Genomic DNA, 16287 nt, shown 5'->3' with positions numbered 1-16287 from the left:
AGTTTATAGCATGCTTTGTATCGTAAATATTCGCAATTACAGATTATTTAAGGTAATGCTAGTATAAAAAAGGAGCAAGTATGAAAACAACACTAATAACAACATTCACTTCAATAACGCTGGCATTAATAACAAATGGGGCTTTTGCTCAACAGCATAAAATTATTTATGCGGGCAGTTTACTTGCATCCGAAGATCAAAAAGTAAAAACAGAGCAAACGTTAGTCATCACAGATAATACAATAACAGCCATTAAAAACGGCTACCTCACAAAAGCAGAACTCGACCTACCTGATGCCGATATTATCAATCTTAAAAATCAATTTGTAATGCCTGGTCTTATCGATATGCATGTTCACGTTACGTTTGAACGAGATGCTAAAGCAAACCCTCATCGCTGGGCTACAGAATATGATGCCGATTATGCTTTGCGTTCAATTAAATATTTACAACGTACGCTCGATGCGGGTTTTACATCAGTGCGTGATTTAGGTAGCGATCACAAAGTTATATTTCCGCTAAAACGCGCTATTGAGCGAAATGATATTAACGGCCCTCGCATTTTTGCAGCGGGTGATACAATATCGCCTACTGGTGGGCACGCAGATATGCATGGTTATCGAAAAGATATTACAGATGCGGTTACAGGCGGGATTGGTATTTGTAATGGCGCGGATGATTGTAGCCGTGCAGTACGCGAGGTAATTAAAAGTGGTGCTGATGTAATTAAAATTACTGCCACGGGTGGAGTACTAAGTAATACCGCTGCTGGGGTTAACCAACAACTTACAGATGCAGAGCTGATTGCAATTGTTGATACGGCTCACCACTTAGGACGTAAAGTTACAGCCCATGCACACGGTACACAAGGTATAAAAGCGGCCTTAAAAGCCGGTGTGGATTCTATTGAGCATGGCTCTTATTTAGATAAAGAGGCAATAAAGTTATTTAAAAAAACGGGGGCTTATTTAGTACCGACGCTTTTAGCGGGGGCAACGGTAAGTGAAGAGGTGCTTACAAACCCAAATATGCCACCGGCAATAGCCGACAAAGTGCGTGAAGTAACTCCAAAAATGCAGGCTTCGTTTAAACTTGCACTGAAAAACAAGGTTAATATAGCTTTTGGAACAGACTCTGGGGTATCGCGTCATGGGCTTAATGCTAACGAATTTAGTTTAATGGTAAACAATGGAATGAGCGAAGCCCAAGCGATTAAATCAGCAACCATACATGCAGCTAAACTGCTGGGGCAAAGCGCACTCATTGGCGACTTGAGTGTTGGTAAACAAGCAGATATTATCAGTGTGAATGGCTCACCGCTTAAAAATATTGACGTACTTAAAAACGTGCAATTTGTTATGAAAGCTGGGCAAGTTTATAAACAATAGGGAAGGTTATGAGCAGCAAAATAAAAGTGTCGTTGTTTAATCATTTGATTGACGCTGAGCGCCAGTTACTAGACCCAGAAGTTCGCCAATCTGAGCGCGCATTAGATGCTTTACTCGATGATGAATTTATCGAAATTGCTGCCAATGGCACTACATTTAATAAATACCAAGTACTAACTCGTTTACCTACCGAGGTTGTGCCACAGTTTTATAATCAGCATTTTAAGGGCCGAATGCTGAGCGATGATGTAGTGCAACTTAGTTACCAAGCTGCTTTTAGGCGCTCTGCTCGCGCTGAGTTTAATTATTCATTGCGTATGTCGCTTTGGCGTAAAAGTAATGAACAATGGAAAATGGTGTTTCACCAAGGAACGCCTTGTGCGCCGTTTTCAATTTCGATGGATGATGATTAAAAATCATATAACCGTTAAAATAACCTTATTAAACATTTGATTGGGCAATAACCTGTTGTTAATGCGTACCGACCCCACCATTAGTCGATTATTAATGCTGCGAAGCGGCGCTATTGCCGTGCAATTAATTGCGGTACTTAGCGTTTATTTTTTATTAGAACATCAAATTGCATTACTGCCTTTACTTATTGTTATTGCCGTTGAGGCTGTGTTTCAGCTTATTAGCCTATTTGCTTATCGTAATGTGAGTCGCGCTAAACCTTTGGGTATGTTGATGCAGTTAACTGCAGACGTATTATTTTTAACGGTTTTACTATCGCTAAGCGGCGGTGCAACTAATGCATTTGTTTCGCTGTTATTGCTCCCGATAATGATAGCTGCTGTTACGCTGCGAGAAAAAGGATTAGCTTATATTGCGGTATTAGCCATTGCCGCATACAGTTTGCTACTTATAAAGATGCCCGATCACAGTATGCATCAAATGAATATGAGTGGTCATTTTATTGGCATGTGGGTTAATTTTGTTTTAAGTGCCAGCGTAATTGCACTTGTTATTGGCGCAATGAGCAGGGCACTTAAAGAGCGAGAGCGAATTATTGCAAACGTGCGTGAAAAACAATTGCGTAATGAACAGCTTGTTACCCTTGATGGGGCTGCTGCACAAATCACCCATCAACTAGCGACCCCAATTGCAAATTTACAGCTATTGTTTGAAGAGTTATTAGAAGAGCAACCAAACAACCCAATTGTTAAGCACATGCAAGCGCCGCTTACTCAGTGTAGTACGCAACTTAACGACTTTAGAAAACTCTCAGAGCAATTACGCCTTAAAAATTCACAAGAGCATACCACCGTAAAGCAACTGCAAACGCAAATTACAGATACGCTTTTACTGCAATACCCTGATCAGCACATTAAATGGATTACGCCACCTATTGCGGCAACGCTATTGAGTGATGCGATGTTATTGCCTGCTATTTTAAATTTATTGCAAAACGCCGCACTCGCTAATCAAAAACAAGGCCAAACTCAATTAGAGCTGAGTTGGCAGCAAGATAACTTACATAGTGAGTGCGTTTACTTGTTAATTCGCGATTTTGGCCCTGGCTTTTCATCATCGCAATTAGCAGAGCTTGGCGGGCAACTTATGCCAAGCGATCAAGGAATGGGGCTTGCTGTGCTTTTATCAAATGTTACTTTTGAGCGTTTAAATGGCTCACTTACCTTGTTTAACCATGCAGATGGCGGCGCTGTCGCCAAAGTTAAACTCGCAATTGTAAACACTGAGAATAACGCCTCATGAAGTTACTTATAATTGAAGACGACATTAATTTAGCCAGCACACTGGCAAGGCGTTTAACTAAACAGGGCTTTACCTGTGAGGTGGCGCATAATCAAAGTGATGCGTTACTTACCGCGCGTAAACTATTGCCCGACTTTGTTTTATTAGACATGAAACTAGGTGACGACAACGGACTTGCACTCATAAAACCGCTGCGTAGTTTGCTCCCCCAAACTCATATTGTTTTACTAACTGGGTTTGCAAGTATAGCAACCGCAGTAGAGGCAATGCGGTTAGGTGCAAACGATTACCTTACTAAGCCGGTTGATATGGCAACATTATTAAAAGCGCTTAACACCGAGCCTGTGGCATTGGCATCGAATGTTATTGATGATGCGGTTATGTCGCCGGAGCGCTTAGAGTGGGAGCATATTCAACAAGTACTGCACAGCAATAATGGCAATGTGTCGGTTACCGCGCGGCAACTTAATATGCATAGGCGTACTTTGCAGCGCAAGTTACAAAAAAAACCGGTGCAGCAGTAATTTAGTACTTAATTTAAGGGAGGTGTTATGAGCGATGATGCAGCTATATTAATGCAAAATCAAAAAGTTATTTTATTTGATGCGCAATGTAAGCTGTGCAGCGCGTGGTGTAATTTTATTATTGCTCACGATAAAAATACTATTTTTAAATTATGCAGCGTGCAATCTCTAAAAGGGGAATTGCTGTTAACGCATTTTGGTTTTTCAACAACTGAATATGCCTCAATGGTGCTTGTTGAAAATGGTAAAGCATTTACACAAAGCCATGCTTTTTTTAATGTTGTTAAGCAGCTAGGTTACCCATACAAACTAGCAAACGTATTTAGTATTTTGCCAAATAGGTTTAATAATTGGTTATACGATAGGGTTGCTTTAAATAGGTATTCGTTATTTGGCAAATATCAGTATTGCAGAATACCCAACCCAGAGGACGCAAAACATTATTTATAATTGGCTAAGTTAACTTAGCTATAAGTAGATGCTAGGTTTAGGAGGCTGTGCTAAAATCGCCGCGTTTTAAATTATCAGGGCTTTGAAATGGCAAGTACAGCGCACGCACTCCACATATTGGTTAAACACAAAGAAATAGCAGAAGACATTATTAAGCAATTAGGTAAAGGTGCCAAGTTTCAAACCTTAGCTAAAAAATACTCGTCGTGCCCATCAGGTAAAAAAGGCGGTGACTTAGGTGAGTTTAGACGCGGGCAAATGGTTCCACAGTTTGACAAAATAGCCTTTAATGGCGCAATTTTAGAGCCACATTTAGTTAAAACCAAATTTGGCTGGCATGTAATTAAAGTGCTTTATCGTACTTAATAAGCTCGCTGACAAATACTAAAAAGGCTGCACACTGCAGCCTTTAAGATATAATCTTATCCGATTATTAATTATCCAAATTAAACTCAATTGTCATTTCTAAGTTTTTATCAGGTACAGCAACACCATTAACAACTTTAGGTGAGTATTGCCATTTAGATAGGGCACGTTTGGCTTCGCTATTAAACACTTGATCAGGTTTAGCGTTAATAACTTTAATATTATTTGGGCGCCCATAACTATCTACATCAAAAGACATGGTAACAAAACCTTCTGTTTTGTTACGCACCTCTGCAACAGGGTATTTAGGGGGAACTGTTGATTTTACTGTTGCGGTAGGACTGTCTTGAAGTGGAGTTGTAGTACAGCCAGTAATGATTAGAGCGGCAATGATAGACAGTAAGTATTTCATTTTAATTCCTTTTATTATTCAGTTAGTAGCCTTTTTTTACACTAAATGACCAGTCATGTAAAATAACCTGGTTAGTTATCAAGCTCATTGTTTAACCTGAGTTAAGGTTATTTAATAAACATCCAGATACCCGCAGCAATCATAAACAGGTTTTCGGTTAGAGAGACAAACCCCAGCGGTACATTACTATCTCCGCCAACACAGGCACATTTAAGCTCTCGTTTTTCTATGTAAACAGCCTTAATCACCGACACGGCGCCAACACCCCCAATAAATAAAGAAATTGGTGCAACAATATAAGCTGAAAGCCCTGCAATCATGCCAATACTTACAAATGCTTCTAAAAATGGATACACATAAGCATATCTCACTACTTTCATCGCAAATAAATCATAGGTTATAAAAGAATTACTAAAGCTGTATAAGTCGCGTAATTTTTGAATAGCCAGTACGCCCATTGTTAACGCGATAAACAGCATAATTGTATGCATAGAAAAAAGTGCAAAGCCAGTTGAGTAGCTAAATGCAAAGGCAAGCAATAAGGTAACAGCAAAAATAGCCGTTACGGGAGTGTAAGTAGTACCTTGTTGACCAGGCTCCGATTTATTAAAGTAAGCGCGCAGGTCGTCATACCCGCCAATGCGTTCGTTATCGATAAATGTTTGTGGTGTGGTATCAACATTGTGCTTTTGTTGAAATGCATCGGTTTCTTCGCGCGAAGTCAGCGGCTTATCATCTACCTTATAGCCCTTTCGCTTAAGTAAACCTTTTGATTTGAGTCCAAACGGACATATATGTTCATCGGTTGCCATTCTATATAATGTTGCTGACTTAGCCATGTGTACTCCTTACTTTAAATAGTTAATTTATTTGTGCAGACAGTACAAATGTAGGTTTCAACATTGTTGGTCGCTTTGAAAAAAGGGTCTAAATAAATGTAATTTTTACCTATCATTCGCACAAAATTATCTCACAGAGCATGTAATAATTTTCTTTGCTAATAATGCACTTATAATGCCAGTGTAAAAATCTATTCGTGTAATGTTAATTGTGGCAAAGGAACAAATAGTAGATATGTTCCTATATTAGAAATTAACCATAAGCAATATCAACTACCTATTATTATGAAAAATACAGTCACGTTAATAAAATCTAAAGGTGTAGGGATAGGAGCTATCGCTATATTAGCAGGGCTCGTTTTAGCGTTAGGGGAGATAATACTGCCAATTAGCTGCTTAGCCAGTTTGTATATAGTTTATAAATATTTTCGATTGGCTAGGGTTATTAAAATAAACTTAATAACAGAGCAGGTAACAATAAATAATAAATCCCTCATAGGCTTTTTAGAAATATCGATTAAGACTTTCGAAAATACGCATCGCTGCGCGTTAATAATTAAAAATACTGAGGAGGAAATACTCAAGTCAGGGGCGCTCTATTACTGCGCTAGTAAGGATTGCTTAATCAACTACAGCGGCGAATATGTGCATATTACAGTTGAGAACCAATAGGGCTAAAATGTGCAGTCTTATTTAGTTTTAAACTTGTCTTGTCCTGAAATGTGTAAACAGATTTCAGGACAAGACACTTTGAAAGAGATTGGTGACTATTTTCAATTGCACTATTCTCGTGTAAGTAAAATAGTGTCAAAAAGAAAGACCTGACCACCCTATTTACACAAGCCTTGGGCAACACTTTGCAAGCATTTGATAGTTATTCTGGTAACATTGAATTTCGTAAAGTGCAACAGAAGTTTCAAACTGGCAGTAGTTTAAAACCAACGTTTGACGTGACAAATTACACCATTGGAAGTATCAAGTTATGAGCCATTTAAAGTACCACAATGACCATTATAAATTAGTGAATTTGCAAAATGCTTTTCAAATTCATTTAGAACGCTATGAGGACAAATGGTTTCGTTACTTGGAGAAGGAACCATCATTTTACAAGGCACCTCAAGCACGGTTAAGTTCAGATGCAATGAGTTGTATACGTGTTAGCTTTACTGCACAAAAAGCAGAAAAAGGGCTTGAGGGCGTGCCTATTATGCGCTTTGGCCTAGATTTATTGCATGCGCATTATAATTTAGTGTCAAACCCCGGGCAGCGCCATATTTTTACTTTAAAAGATCACGTATTTCGCTTAGAAGGTCGTGCTGAACATCGCTTAATCATGGTTGATGATTGGTTACTGCAATTAAGTTTAGCCCTGTGTTTAAGAGATGCTGATGCGACTGAGCTAATCTGTCGATGCGAAGAAAGTTGGCTTGAGTACTCTGACGCCCTTGACTTCGCACTCCTAAATTTTGTGCGAAATATATTTGTACAAGACGCAGACCAAACAGTGTTATTACGCGAGGTAATGGAAAAATCAGGCCCTGAGCATGTTGATGAATTTAGAGCGCCTTATGTGAACATGCTTTTCTTGCCTTATTTGGATGTGTGGGTAGCGCTTTTATCAAACGATGAAGCTCATTATAAACGGGCAATCTACAAGGCTATTGAATTACATTATACATTCTACAATGACCCACCTGAGGGCGCAGTTACGTGGACAGGCGATGTAGCTCTGCTAATAAGCGCAGTGGCTAGCCTTGCCTATGATAAACATGGTTGGCAAGTGCCCGACACCCCTTACCTGCCAAAGTGGCTAATTTATAAAGAGTTTGAAAATGCTTAAATTAGCATTGTTTGGCTACGAGGCTGCATATTGCAGCCTTTAATTTTGCTAGCTAACTAAGTGTCTTGCTTAGCCTCTTCTTCACTAATTTGTTTTAGTGCCTGAATGAATGAGTCGCTTGGTTGTCCGCCAGTAAGTGCATACTTATCGTTTATGATAAACGTAGGTACTGACGTAATACCCATCTGTTTAAAGTTGTCTTGCTCTTGACGTACGTCTTGTACGTATTTGTTTGAATGTAGGATACCGCGCGCAGTTTCTTTATCAAGACCTACTTTTTCAACAACGTCGAGCAGTGCTTCTTCTTGATTTAAGTATTTTAAATCAGTGAAGTGCGCTTCAAAAAAGGCGAGTTTTAGCTTCGTTTGCTTACCTTCTTCACGTGCCCACATTAATAAACGATGCAAATCAAAGCTGTTGATCATGATGCGTTTGCCATCAAAATTAAAGGTAAACCCAGCACGCTGACCGGCTTCGAACATGTTTTTACGATTTTCGTCGCCTTGCTCTTCAGTTAGGTTGTACTTTTGCATTAAGTGTTCGTTTAAGTCTTGACCTTCAATTGGCATATCTGGATTTAGTTCAAAAGGATGCCACGTAATATCTGCGCTCATTTCGTCTTTGAGTTGCTCTAGTGCAGTTTCTAGGTTTTTATAACCCACTACACACCAAGGGCACATTACGTCTGAAACGATATCAATTTTAAAGTTTTTCATATTTATCCTTTTGAGGATTGCTTTGGTATAACAGGGGATATTGGGATGAACTGCACTTTATCAATACCAAACTAAAAAGAGCAGCTAAGCAGCTGCTCTTGAAGGTATTCAGTTTTAAGCGTTAAGCCCGAATGGGTCGTCAATACTATAACTTGGTTGTGTAAACCAATGAGGGCCGTTGTCGGTCATGTAAAAATGATCTTCTAAGCGTACGCCAAATTCATCGGGTATAACTAACATTGGTTCGTTACTAAAGCACATGCCTGGGGCAAGTGGGGTTTTATCACCGCCAACTAAGTATGGCCATTCATGAATGTCTAGCCCAATGCCGTGGCCAGTTCGGTGTGGGCAACCCGGTGTTTGGTATTGCGGGCCTAGCCCTTGCGCCGCTAAATAGTTACGGGCGCCCGCGTCTACGTCTTCGCACGTAGCACCAATTTTAGCTGCATTAAATGCCGCCATTTGCGCTGCTTTTTCATGATCCCAAAACATACGTTGGCGCATTGTTGGTTCGCCAAATACATAGGTACGGGTAATATCAGATAGGTAATCGTGTACTTTACAGCCGGTATCAATTAATACCATATCGCCTTTTTTAAGTACTTGGGCGTTTTTAACACCGTGCGGAAAAGACGTTGCAATACCAAATAAAACAATACAAAAATAGTTACCTGGCGCGCCTACTTTTTGGTGTGCTTTCTTAATAAAGGCTTCTACTTCGGTGGTGGTTATTCCCTCATAAAGCATACTTGCTGTGGCTTGATGTACGGCTAAGGTCATGTCCATCGCGCGTTGCATTAAGCTAAGTTCATGAACTGATTTATGCATACGGCAATGCGCCGTTACAGGTTGTGCATTTATGAGGGTTAAACCCGTTTGTGCTTTATTAATGCCGTCGAATATAAAAAATTGTGCGCTTTCATCAATGCCAATGGTTGCGTTTTCATTAATGTTTAACTTTTTTAATACTTCGACAAAAAGTGCATAAGGATTTTCGTGCTCTTGCCACCCATGAATAGGCCCATCTATTACTTTAAACCCGTTTAGTGAACCAATTTCGAAATAAGGCGCAATGTATTGTACCTCACCAAGGGCGGGTAATATCGCGCCAACCATACGTTCGCTCGCGTACCATTTCATGCCTGTAAAGTAGGTAAGGTTGGTGCCAGCGTTTAAATAAATTGCATCTATGTTGTTTGCTAGCATATACGCTTGAGCCTTGGCTATGCGCTCTAAATGTTCGTCAGCTGCGATAGGGGTCAGCGTTTGCGTCATGTTACTTAGGCTTGCCAGCGCTTGCTCGCTTGATTGTGTACCAATACCGATGGTGGTCATATTTTTCTCCTTGGATTTTTAGCTAGTGTGATTAATACCAAGGTAAAATTCAATGTTATGCGATAAGAGGCTATTAGTTTATAGCCTCTTAAAATGGCATATTATTTTTTAGCGTAAGGTAAACGAGTTAGTTTATTACTTGTGTGGTAGCTATCAAGCCCGGTTACTGCCACCGTTTCAATAGCCTGTAAATCTAAAAAGCCATCACTTTGAAGTGCTACTTCATCTAAATACACATCAGTGATTTCACCTATTACAAGCTCTGTGCCATTGATGGCTAAATGTTGGTTTTCTACAAATTTAACCGAGTACTTTAAGCGGCTTTCTTTAACAAAAGGCGCTGCAAAGTCGTTTAAGTATTCGGGCGTTAAACCTGTCGCTGCAAATTCTGACTCGCCTTTGTCGTAGCGGGCTGATGTTTGATGAGCTTGCTTATAAATAGCTTTATTAACCTGGTTAATGGTGTAACTACCGGTTTCGATTATGTTTTCGAACGTATGGCGAGGCACGCTATTTGGGCGCATTATCATGCCAACTAGCGGCGGGTGAGCACCTAAATGAATAACAGAGCTAACAATGGCGAGATTAGTATTGCCTTGTTTGTCTTGCGTGCCAATTAAGTTGGCGCTTTTAAAACCCGAAAGCGAATTAATTAAATGAGTACGAGTGTGTTTTTCCAGTGCGTTTATGCGCTCTTTAGTAAAATGCATTAAAGGTCCTTACCACGGTATGGTTTCGCCTTGCCAATCTAAGTAGGCAGGCTCACCATTGAGTTCTAAATGAGGGTTACTAAAAGTAAGTGTAAAAAGCTGCTTAGCTACAAATTCAGCTGTAAAGAGTTTTCCAGCGGGTACGTTTTTTTGAAATGGCTTTGAAAGCGCAGTATCAGTAGTCCCTGGGTGAAATAAAACGAGCTTTGTATTTTTAGCTCGGCGTGAAAGCTCAATCGCTGCGGTTTTAAATAGCATATTAAGAGCTGCCTTAGAGGCGCGATACGTATACCAACCGCCTAATTTATTGTCGTTAATGCTGCCCACACGCGCACTGAGTGCTGTAATAGTACAGTGCGTTTTATGTGTTAAGAGCGGCAAAATACTCTGCAAGCAAAGTAGGGGAGTTAGGGTGTTTGAATTGAGAAGTTGGCTAAAATACTCAGCGTCTAAATCCTCCAGCTTTTTTTCGGGCATATGGGTTTCGTTGTGCAGTGTACCATTGAATATAATAACTTGTTGTATATCGGCATTTTGCTCTTTTAGGTAATTAGTGACGCGCACTAAACTTTGTTTTGTGTAGTCAGTATGCAGGTGGACAACACTAGAGTCAGATTCAATACTTTTTGAACTAATACAAACTATCTGATGAGTAGGCGTGTTTATTTGTAAATGTTCTATATATGCATTTGCTATGGCACTGCTTGCGCCGAATAAAACAATGGTTTTCATTTATCACCTTTTGCTTTTAGTCCACATTGGCCGTTACTGCACTGAGTATTTGGCATTAAAAAGCGACTGATGGGGTGCCTATATTTAGCAAATAACAGGTATCCGCAGTCAGCGAAAAAGCGAATTATTGGCAAGCGAAAAATTTTCAACCAGCTGTGTTTACCACCTATTTCCCATGCTTCGTACGTTACATCAAGCCCGTAAATCATTTCACCTGATTGCTTTTGGGCTTGCAGGTAGTTCATTGCTTTGTCTTTATCAATATACGAGTAGCGTTCACTAAAGTCGCTCGCGTTAAGATCTTCAAGCGTAATTAGATTTTTAGAGTCTGCGTGTTTTAGTTGCTGCATTTCGGTGCTGCAAAGAGGGCAGTTTCCATCGTAAAAAATGATCATGTAATTGCTTTGTGATTATTTTATATATACTTTTTTACGACAAGACATTGCAAATGGATCTATTAAATATCTCTTCATGATGATATTAATAGTGTCCTACGAAACAAAGGAGAATGAGAAATGAGTGAACAATATGCCGCCTTGCGAGGTAATGTAAATTTACTTGGGCAATTACTAGGACAAACTATTAAGGATGCTCAAGGCCAAGCTATTTTAGATAAAGTAGAAGAAATTCGGGCTTTATCTAAATCATCTCGCAGTGGTAATGAAGACGACAGACAAGCGCTAATAGACGTTTTACATGCGCTTAGTGATGAAGAGCTTTTGCCGGTTGCCCGTTCATTTAATCATTTTTTAAACCTTGCTAATGTAGCAGAACAATTTCATACCGTTTCGCGTTTTAATGACGTTGGCCTTGGTCAACAAAACCCTCTCACTCAAACATTAAAAACGTTAGTTACAAAAGCAGAACAAGGCCAGCTAGATAGTAATCATTTGGCCGAAACACTCTCAAAACTCCACATAAACTTAGTATTAACCGCCCACCCAACCGAGGTGACGCGCCGTACTATTATTAACAAACATGTTGAACTAAGTGATTGTTTAGCGTCATTAGAGCGAAAAGATAACTTACCGCTAGAACGAGACGCTATTTTAAATCGTATTGAACAGCTTATTAGCCAGGCTTGGCATACCGACGACATTCGTCGCTCTCGCCCAACGCCAGTTGATGAAGCTAAATGGGGTTATGCGGTAATCGAAAACAGTCTTTGGCACGCTGTTCCGCGCTTTTTACGTGAATTTTCAGCCAATGTTAAAGAGCAATTAAGTTTAGAGCTACCAAAAGATTACAGCCCGATTGAGTTCACATCTTGGATGGGTGGAGACCGTGATGGAAATCCATTTGTAACATCGCAGGTTACAGCAGAGGTGCTTGACCACGGTCGTTGGATGGCGCTTAACTTATATATTCAAGATTTAAAAACGTTATGCGCTGAACTCTCTATGTCAGATGCCAGTGATGAGCTTATTGAGTTGGCAGGTCAAGACTTTGAACCATACAGAGCGGTGATCAAAAAGCTTAAAAACCAAGTTGCAGAGACCGTGGCTCACCTGGGCGCTAAAATTAAAAATAAGCGTAGCGATTCACAAGATTTAATTACCGATATTAATCAGCTTAAGCACCCTGTAGAGGTCTGCTACCGCTCGTTATTAAAGTGTAATATGAAAGTAGTTGCTGATGGATTATTGCTTGATTTACTGTACCGTATTAATAGCTTTGGCTTGCGTTTAGCTAAACTCGATGTGCGCCAAGACTCGTCTCGCCACAGCGATGTTTTTTCTGAGCTGACTCGTTATTTAGGTTTAGGCGACTACAACCAATGGCAAGAGCAAGATAAACAAGCTTTTTTACTTACTGAACTTAACTCTCGCAGACCGCTTATTCCAAAACATTGGCAACCAAGCCCTGATGTTCAAGAAGTGCTAGACACCTTTGACGTTATTGCTAAGCAAGACGAACAAACATTTGGCTTGTATATTATTTCGATGGCGCGAACAGCATCAGACATTTTAGCAGTACAATTATTGCTAAAAGAAAGCGGCTGTAGCTTTGATTTACCAGTAGCACCCTTGTTTGAAACACTCGACGATTTAAACGCAGGCAGTGATGTAATTACTACATTACTTGATAATGTTTGGTATCGCGGGCACATTAAAAACACCCAAAATGTAATGATTGGTTACTCTGATTCTGCTAAAGATGCCGGCATGATGGCAGCAGGTTGGGCGCAGTACGAAGCTATGGATAAACTAGTACAACTTGCTGATGAGCGTGGTATTGAACTTATTTTATTCCATGGACGTGGTGGCACAGTAGGGCGTGGTGGGGCACCTGCTGCACAAGCTCTGCATTCACAACCGCCAGGTTCGTTAAAAGGTGGTTTGCGTGTAACCGAGCAAGGCGAGATGATCCGCTTTAAATTTGGTTTACCCGATGTAGCACTGCAAAGCTTAAATATTTACGCAGGTGCAGTACTACAAAGTAACTTATTACCGCCGCCGGAACCAAAACCGCAGTGGCGCGAAGTAATGAAGCTAATAAGTGAGGAGTCGTGTGAACACTACCGTAATGTAGTTCGCCACGATGAAAACTTTGTACCTTACTTCAGAATGGCAACGCCTGAGCTTGAACTGTCTAAGTTGCCGCTTGGCTCGCGTCCTGCAAAACGTAATCCTAATGGTGGCGTTGAAAGCCTGCGTGCTATTCCATGGATTTTTGCGTGGAGCCAAAACCGTTTAATGCTTCCTGCATGGTTAGGTGCGTTAACTGGCTTAAAAGCTGCGCTTAATAAGTACGGCGCAGAAACACTCAACGAAATGAGCCTACAGTGGCCATTCTTTAGATCGCGCCTAGAAATGCTAGAAATGGTATTTAGTAAAGCCGATTGCTGGTTGAGTGAGCATTACGATAATGCGCTGGTGGAAGATATGTACAAACCATTGGGTGTAACACTTCGTAAAGAGCTTCAAGAAGCGATTAGCTTGGTGCAATCACTTAGCCCACAAAAAAGCCTACTCGCCGAACAACCTTGGATTAAGGAGTCGATTAGTTTACGTAATCCGTACACCGATCCACTTAACCTATTACAGGTTGAGCTTTTACGCCGTGCTCGCTCAGAGGAAAAACGAAACGAAGGTGACATTGATAATGCGTTAATGATCACGATGACAGGTATAGCTGCAGGTATGCGTAATACCGGCTAACACTTTATTTTGTTAGGTATACCTATTGGTATTAAAAGGGAGCACGCGATGTGCTCCCTTTTTTTGCGTTAAATAGGCTGGTATTTAACACCCTAACCTTTTAAACTACTTAGCCATTGAATAATTAAAAAATATTATGGCTTCAGCAACTTTTACTGTACAGCAAGATACAGCACTTACAAATTCGCACTTCACATTAAGCGTAGCGCAAACAGCGTCATTACGTAGTCAATTAGAATCACAACGTGGCATATTAAATTCTAATAATATTAAAGCGTTATGCGCGCAACTCAATGTGTCTGATGATGTATTACTACAAGGTTTAGTGCCTTTAGCTTCTGAGTATGCCGTTGCGCCAGTGTCAGATTTTCATGTAGGCGCAATTGTTAAAGCACTTGATAAAAAGGGTGAGGTAAACTTTTACTTTGGTGCGAATGTAGAGTTTGATCATCAAGCATTGAGTTTAGTGGTTCATGCAGAGCAATCGGCTATAAATAACGCATGGTTAAACGGCGCTAAAAAAATAGTTAAAATTGCGATTAGCGATGCGCCTTGTGGGTATTGTCGCCAGTTTATGAACGAACTAGCTGATGCGAAAGAGTTTGATATTTTACTTCCTGATCAGCAATTTAAACTTGCTGAATTACTGCCGCATTCATTTGGACCTACCGATTTAGGTAACGAATTTAGCTTGTTTAACCCAAAACCACAGCAAGGTAATTTTAGCTTTGATGGCCTTGATGAAACCCTTGCGCGTTTTGCACTTAATGCGTACGTGCCTTACAGCCAAAACTTTAGCGCCGTAAAAATAAGTACATTTAGTGATGGTGATTTTTACGGAAGTTACGCCGAAAATGCAGCTTACAGTCCAAGTTTATCGCCACTACAAAGTGCACTAAGTCAGTTCTTTTTAGCTGGGCTTAGCTTTAACGAAAGTACGGTGAAGGGAATAACATTGCTCGAAACAGCGGGTCGTGAAAACCAGTCGCAAGTGGCAAAAGCTGTACTTGCCAGTTTTACGCATTTACCAGCACTTAAAGTAATTAGCGCACCACTTAAATAGTGGCTTGCATACAATAAAGCACAGCCGGAGCTGTGCTTTATTAAAGCGAGCCATTCTATCGAATTAACTCACTCACTGACTGACTGCTATAACCTGTATTAATCAAGTAATACTTTAGCTGCTTCTAATACGACTGCTACAGATTTACGCTCAATTTCACCGTGGTCTACATTTGGTATTTCTTGGCGAGTACGGTTAACAAGTACGCCTGCTACACATGCTGCTTGTAATCCAAGGGCTGCACACATAGTAAATAATGTTGCCGATTCCATTTCGTAGTTCATCACGCCCAATTTTTGCCACTCTTCGCAGCTACCTTGTAGTGATTTAGGAACGTAACCAGAGTGCGTATCGTAACGCTCTTGCCCTGGGTAGAATGTATCGCTTGATGCAGTAATACCAATATGAAAATCGATATTTAGGTTTTTACATGCTTGTACCATAGCTTGTGTTGCATAAAAGTCAGATACAGCAGGGTAGCTAAGTGGTGCAAAATGTTGGCTTGCACCGTCTAAACGTACAGACGCTTGGCTAATTAAAATTTCGCCTTCGTTAATGTGTGGCTGAATTGCACCGGTTGTACCAATACGTAAAAATTTACGCACGCCAAGTTGTGCTAATTCTTCTACTGCAATCGACGTAGATGGACCACCAATACCTGTAGAACATATAACCACAGAGTGGCCGTTTAATTGACCTAAATAAACATGAAACTCGCGAGTTTGAGCAAGGCAGGTTGGGTTGTCTAGGAATTGTGAAATACGTGCTGCACGATCTGGATCGCCTGGTACAATCGCAAGTTTTGCACCTTTAAGATCGTCAATACATAGTCCTAAGTGAAATACCTTTTCCATAGCTAAGCCTTTTATAATAATTTGTTGTCAATCTAGCATGATTGCTAGAAACGTTTATCAAGTACAGGACGATTGTCCGTTTTATCTTAACTCTTCCAATAAAGCCTTAATAATTTTAATGGCTAATTTGATTTATTCACCAACTATGAATATTCACTCAAGTACTTATATACGTAGCCTT

Annotated in this window: 18 protein-coding genes; 9 read left to right on the top strand and 9 right to left on the bottom strand. The window is 40.3% G+C overall.

The window, feature by feature from the left end; translation table 11 throughout:
* The first annotated feature begins 80 nt into the window (after positions 1-80).
* The 6 genes from H5118_RS00455 to H5118_RS00430 all read left to right on the top strand — a co-directional run bounded on the left by H5118_RS00455 (position 81) and on the right by H5118_RS00430 (position 4444).
* Positions 81-1388, top strand: coding sequence for an amidohydrolase family protein (locus H5118_RS00455; protein ID WP_182747324.1), 1308 nt, complete (start codon positions 81-83; stop codon positions 1386-1388).
* A gap of 8 nt (positions 1389-1396) precedes the next feature.
* A complete protein-coding gene (locus H5118_RS00450; protein WP_024595765.1) occupies positions 1397-1801 on the top strand; it encodes a DUF4440 domain-containing protein in 405 nt (134 codons plus the stop codon).
* Positions 1802-1862: 61 nt separating this feature from the next.
* Positions 1863-3104: a HAMP domain-containing sensor histidine kinase gene (locus tag H5118_RS00445; protein WP_182747322.1), complete on the top strand. Its 1242-nt coding sequence runs from the start codon at positions 1863-1865 to the stop codon at positions 3102-3104.
* Positions 3101-3628, top strand: a complete 528-nt coding sequence (locus tag H5118_RS00440) for a response regulator transcription factor (protein WP_165742557.1) — start codon at positions 3101-3103, stop codon at positions 3626-3628. The genes H5118_RS00445 and H5118_RS00440 overlap by 4 nt, the downstream gene beginning before the upstream one ends.
* A 27-nt stretch (positions 3629-3655) precedes the next feature.
* The gene (locus H5118_RS00435; protein WP_165742556.1) at positions 3656-4078 is read left to right on the top strand and encodes a thiol-disulfide oxidoreductase DCC family protein; all 423 of its coding nucleotides are present in this window, start codon (positions 3656-3658) and stop codon (positions 4076-4078) included.
* Positions 4079-4165: 87 nt separating this feature from the next.
* Positions 4166-4444 carry a peptidylprolyl isomerase gene (locus tag H5118_RS00430; RefSeq protein WP_004588770.1) on the top strand — a complete coding sequence of 93 codons (279 nt, stop codon included), beginning with the start codon at positions 4166-4168 and terminating at the stop codon, positions 4442-4444.
* 67 nt (positions 4445-4511) lie between these two features.
* Here H5118_RS00430 and H5118_RS00425 read toward each other — a convergent pair whose 3' ends face one another.
* From H5118_RS00425 to H5118_RS20505, 3 genes are all read right to left on the bottom strand, one after another.
* Positions 4512-4856 carry a TonB family protein gene (locus H5118_RS00425; RefSeq protein ID WP_165742555.1) on the bottom strand — a complete coding sequence of 115 codons (345 nt, stop codon included), beginning with the start codon at positions 4854-4856 and terminating at the stop codon, positions 4512-4514.
* Between the two features lie 107 nt (positions 4857-4963).
* Entirely contained in the window at positions 4964-5695 is a 732-nt protein-coding gene (locus H5118_RS00420) for a MauE/DoxX family redox-associated membrane protein (protein WP_182747320.1), read from the bottom strand.
* Positions 5696-6675: 980 nt separating this feature from the next.
* On the bottom strand, positions 6676-6798 hold the full coding sequence (locus tag H5118_RS20505) for a hypothetical protein (protein WP_259397865.1): 123 nt from the start codon (positions 6796-6798) through the stop codon (positions 6676-6678).
* Between the two features lie 38 nt (positions 6799-6836).
* Here H5118_RS20505 and H5118_RS00415 point away from each other — a divergent pair, with 38 nt between their 5' ends.
* A complete protein-coding gene (locus tag H5118_RS00415) occupies positions 6837-7535 on the top strand; it encodes an immunity 49 family protein (RefSeq protein WP_182747318.1) in 699 nt (232 codons plus the stop codon).
* A gap of 56 nt (positions 7536-7591) precedes the next feature.
* On the opposite strand, the gene H5118_RS00410 is transcribed toward H5118_RS00415, so the two are convergent.
* The 5 genes from H5118_RS00410 to H5118_RS00390 all read right to left on the bottom strand — a co-directional run bounded on the left by H5118_RS00410 (position 7592) and on the right by H5118_RS00390 (position 11423).
* A complete protein-coding gene (locus tag H5118_RS00410; RefSeq protein WP_182747316.1) occupies positions 7592-8251 on the bottom strand; it encodes a DsbA family oxidoreductase in 660 nt (219 codons plus the stop codon).
* Between the two features lie 114 nt (positions 8252-8365).
* Positions 8366-9586 (bottom strand): Xaa-Pro peptidase family protein, encoded by a 1221-nt coding sequence (locus tag H5118_RS00405; RefSeq protein ID WP_182747314.1) that lies wholly within the window; start codon positions 9584-9586, stop codon positions 8366-8368.
* A 101-nt stretch (positions 9587-9687) separates the two neighbouring features.
* Positions 9688-10296 carry a flavin reductase family protein gene (locus tag H5118_RS00400; protein WP_007375568.1) on the bottom strand — a complete coding sequence of 203 codons (609 nt, stop codon included), beginning with the start codon at positions 10294-10296 and terminating at the stop codon, positions 9688-9690.
* A gap of 9 nt (positions 10297-10305) precedes the next feature.
* A complete protein-coding gene (locus H5118_RS00395) occupies positions 10306-11028 on the bottom strand; it encodes an SDR family NAD(P)-dependent oxidoreductase (protein ID WP_182747312.1) in 723 nt (240 codons plus the stop codon).
* On the bottom strand, positions 11025-11423 hold the full coding sequence (locus H5118_RS00390) for a thiol-disulfide oxidoreductase DCC family protein (protein WP_182747310.1): 399 nt from the start codon (positions 11421-11423) through the stop codon (positions 11025-11027). Before H5118_RS00390 ends, H5118_RS00395 begins: the two co-directional genes overlap by 4 nt.
* 120 nt (positions 11424-11543) lie before the next feature.
* Between H5118_RS00390 and ppc the strand changes: the two genes are divergently transcribed.
* Both ppc and cdd read left to right on the top strand, forming a co-directional pair.
* Positions 11544-14189 (top strand): phosphoenolpyruvate carboxylase, encoded by a 2646-nt coding sequence (gene ppc / locus H5118_RS00385; RefSeq protein ID WP_002959021.1) that lies wholly within the window; start codon positions 11544-11546, stop codon positions 14187-14189.
* A 136-nt stretch (positions 14190-14325) separates the two neighbouring features.
* The gene (gene cdd, locus H5118_RS00380; RefSeq protein ID WP_182747308.1) at positions 14326-15252 is read left to right on the top strand and encodes a cytidine deaminase; all 927 of its coding nucleotides are present in this window, start codon (positions 14326-14328) and stop codon (positions 15250-15252) included.
* Between the two features lie 98 nt (positions 15253-15350).
* On the opposite strand, the gene udp is transcribed toward cdd, so the two are convergent.
* A complete protein-coding gene (udp, locus tag H5118_RS00375) occupies positions 15351-16106 on the bottom strand; it encodes a uridine phosphorylase (protein WP_007375563.1) in 756 nt (251 codons plus the stop codon).
* Positions 16107-16287 lie beyond the last annotated feature (181 nt).

This window comes from Pseudoalteromonas sp. SR41-1 (genome assembly GCF_014164015.1).
Taxonomy (GTDB): Bacteria; Pseudomonadota; Gammaproteobacteria; order Enterobacterales; family Alteromonadaceae; genus Pseudoalteromonas; species Pseudoalteromonas distincta.
Note: the sequence above shows the minus strand (reverse complement) of the source record. Positions and strands in the feature narration are given on the sequence as shown.

What these genes read in the sequence shown, in the direction of transcription:
- cdd (WP_182747308.1), top strand. Translation starts at nt 14,326, where the DNA reads ATGGCTTCAGCAACTTTTACTGTACAGCAAGATACAGCACTTACAAAT.
- H5118_RS00390 (WP_182747310.1), bottom strand. Translation starts at nt 11,423, where the DNA reads ATGATCATTTTTTACGATGGAAACTGCCCTCTTTGCAGCACCGAAATG.
- ppc (WP_002959021.1), top strand. Translation starts at nt 11,544, where the DNA reads ATGAGTGAACAATATGCCGCCTTGCGAGGTAATGTAAATTTACTTGGG.
- H5118_RS20505 (WP_259397865.1), bottom strand. Translation starts at nt 6,798, where the DNA reads ATGATGGTTCCTTCTCCAAGTAACGAAACCATTTGTCCTCATAGCGTT.
- H5118_RS00410 (WP_182747316.1), bottom strand. Translation starts at nt 8,251, where the DNA reads ATGAAAAACTTTAAAATTGATATCGTTTCAGACGTAATGTGCCCTTGG.
- udp (WP_007375563.1), bottom strand. Translation starts at nt 16,106, where the DNA reads ATGGAAAAGGTATTTCACTTAGGACTATGTATTGACGATCTTAAAGGT.
- H5118_RS00455 (WP_182747324.1), top strand. Translation starts at nt 81, where the DNA reads ATGAAAACAACACTAATAACAACATTCACTTCAATAACGCTGGCATTA.
- H5118_RS00395 (WP_182747312.1), bottom strand. Translation starts at nt 11,028, where the DNA reads ATGAAAACCATTGTTTTATTCGGCGCAAGCAGTGCCATAGCAAATGCA.
- H5118_RS00415 (WP_182747318.1), top strand. Translation starts at nt 6,837, where the DNA reads ATGAGTTGTATACGTGTTAGCTTTACTGCACAAAAAGCAGAAAAAGGG.
- H5118_RS00440 (WP_165742557.1), top strand. Translation starts at nt 3,101, where the DNA reads ATGAAGTTACTTATAATTGAAGACGACATTAATTTAGCCAGCACACTG.
- H5118_RS00445 (WP_182747322.1), top strand. Translation starts at nt 1,863, where the DNA reads ATGCGTACCGACCCCACCATTAGTCGATTATTAATGCTGCGAAGCGGC.
- H5118_RS00425 (WP_165742555.1), bottom strand. Translation starts at nt 4,856, where the DNA reads ATGAAATACTTACTGTCTATCATTGCCGCTCTAATCATTACTGGCTGT.
- H5118_RS00430 (WP_004588770.1), top strand. Translation starts at nt 4,166, where the DNA reads ATGGCAAGTACAGCGCACGCACTCCACATATTGGTTAAACACAAAGAA.
- H5118_RS00405 (WP_182747314.1), bottom strand. Translation starts at nt 9,586, where the DNA reads ATGACCACCATCGGTATTGGTACACAATCAAGCGAGCAAGCGCTGGCA.
- H5118_RS00435 (WP_165742556.1), top strand. Translation starts at nt 3,656, where the DNA reads ATGAGCGATGATGCAGCTATATTAATGCAAAATCAAAAAGTTATTTTA.
- H5118_RS00450 (WP_024595765.1), top strand. Translation starts at nt 1,397, where the DNA reads ATGAGCAGCAAAATAAAAGTGTCGTTGTTTAATCATTTGATTGACGCT.
- H5118_RS00420 (WP_182747320.1), bottom strand. Translation starts at nt 5,695, where the DNA reads ATGGCTAAGTCAGCAACATTATATAGAATGGCAACCGATGAACATATA.
- H5118_RS00400 (WP_007375568.1), bottom strand. Translation starts at nt 10,296, where the DNA reads ATGCATTTTACTAAAGAGCGCATAAACGCACTGGAAAAACACACTCGT.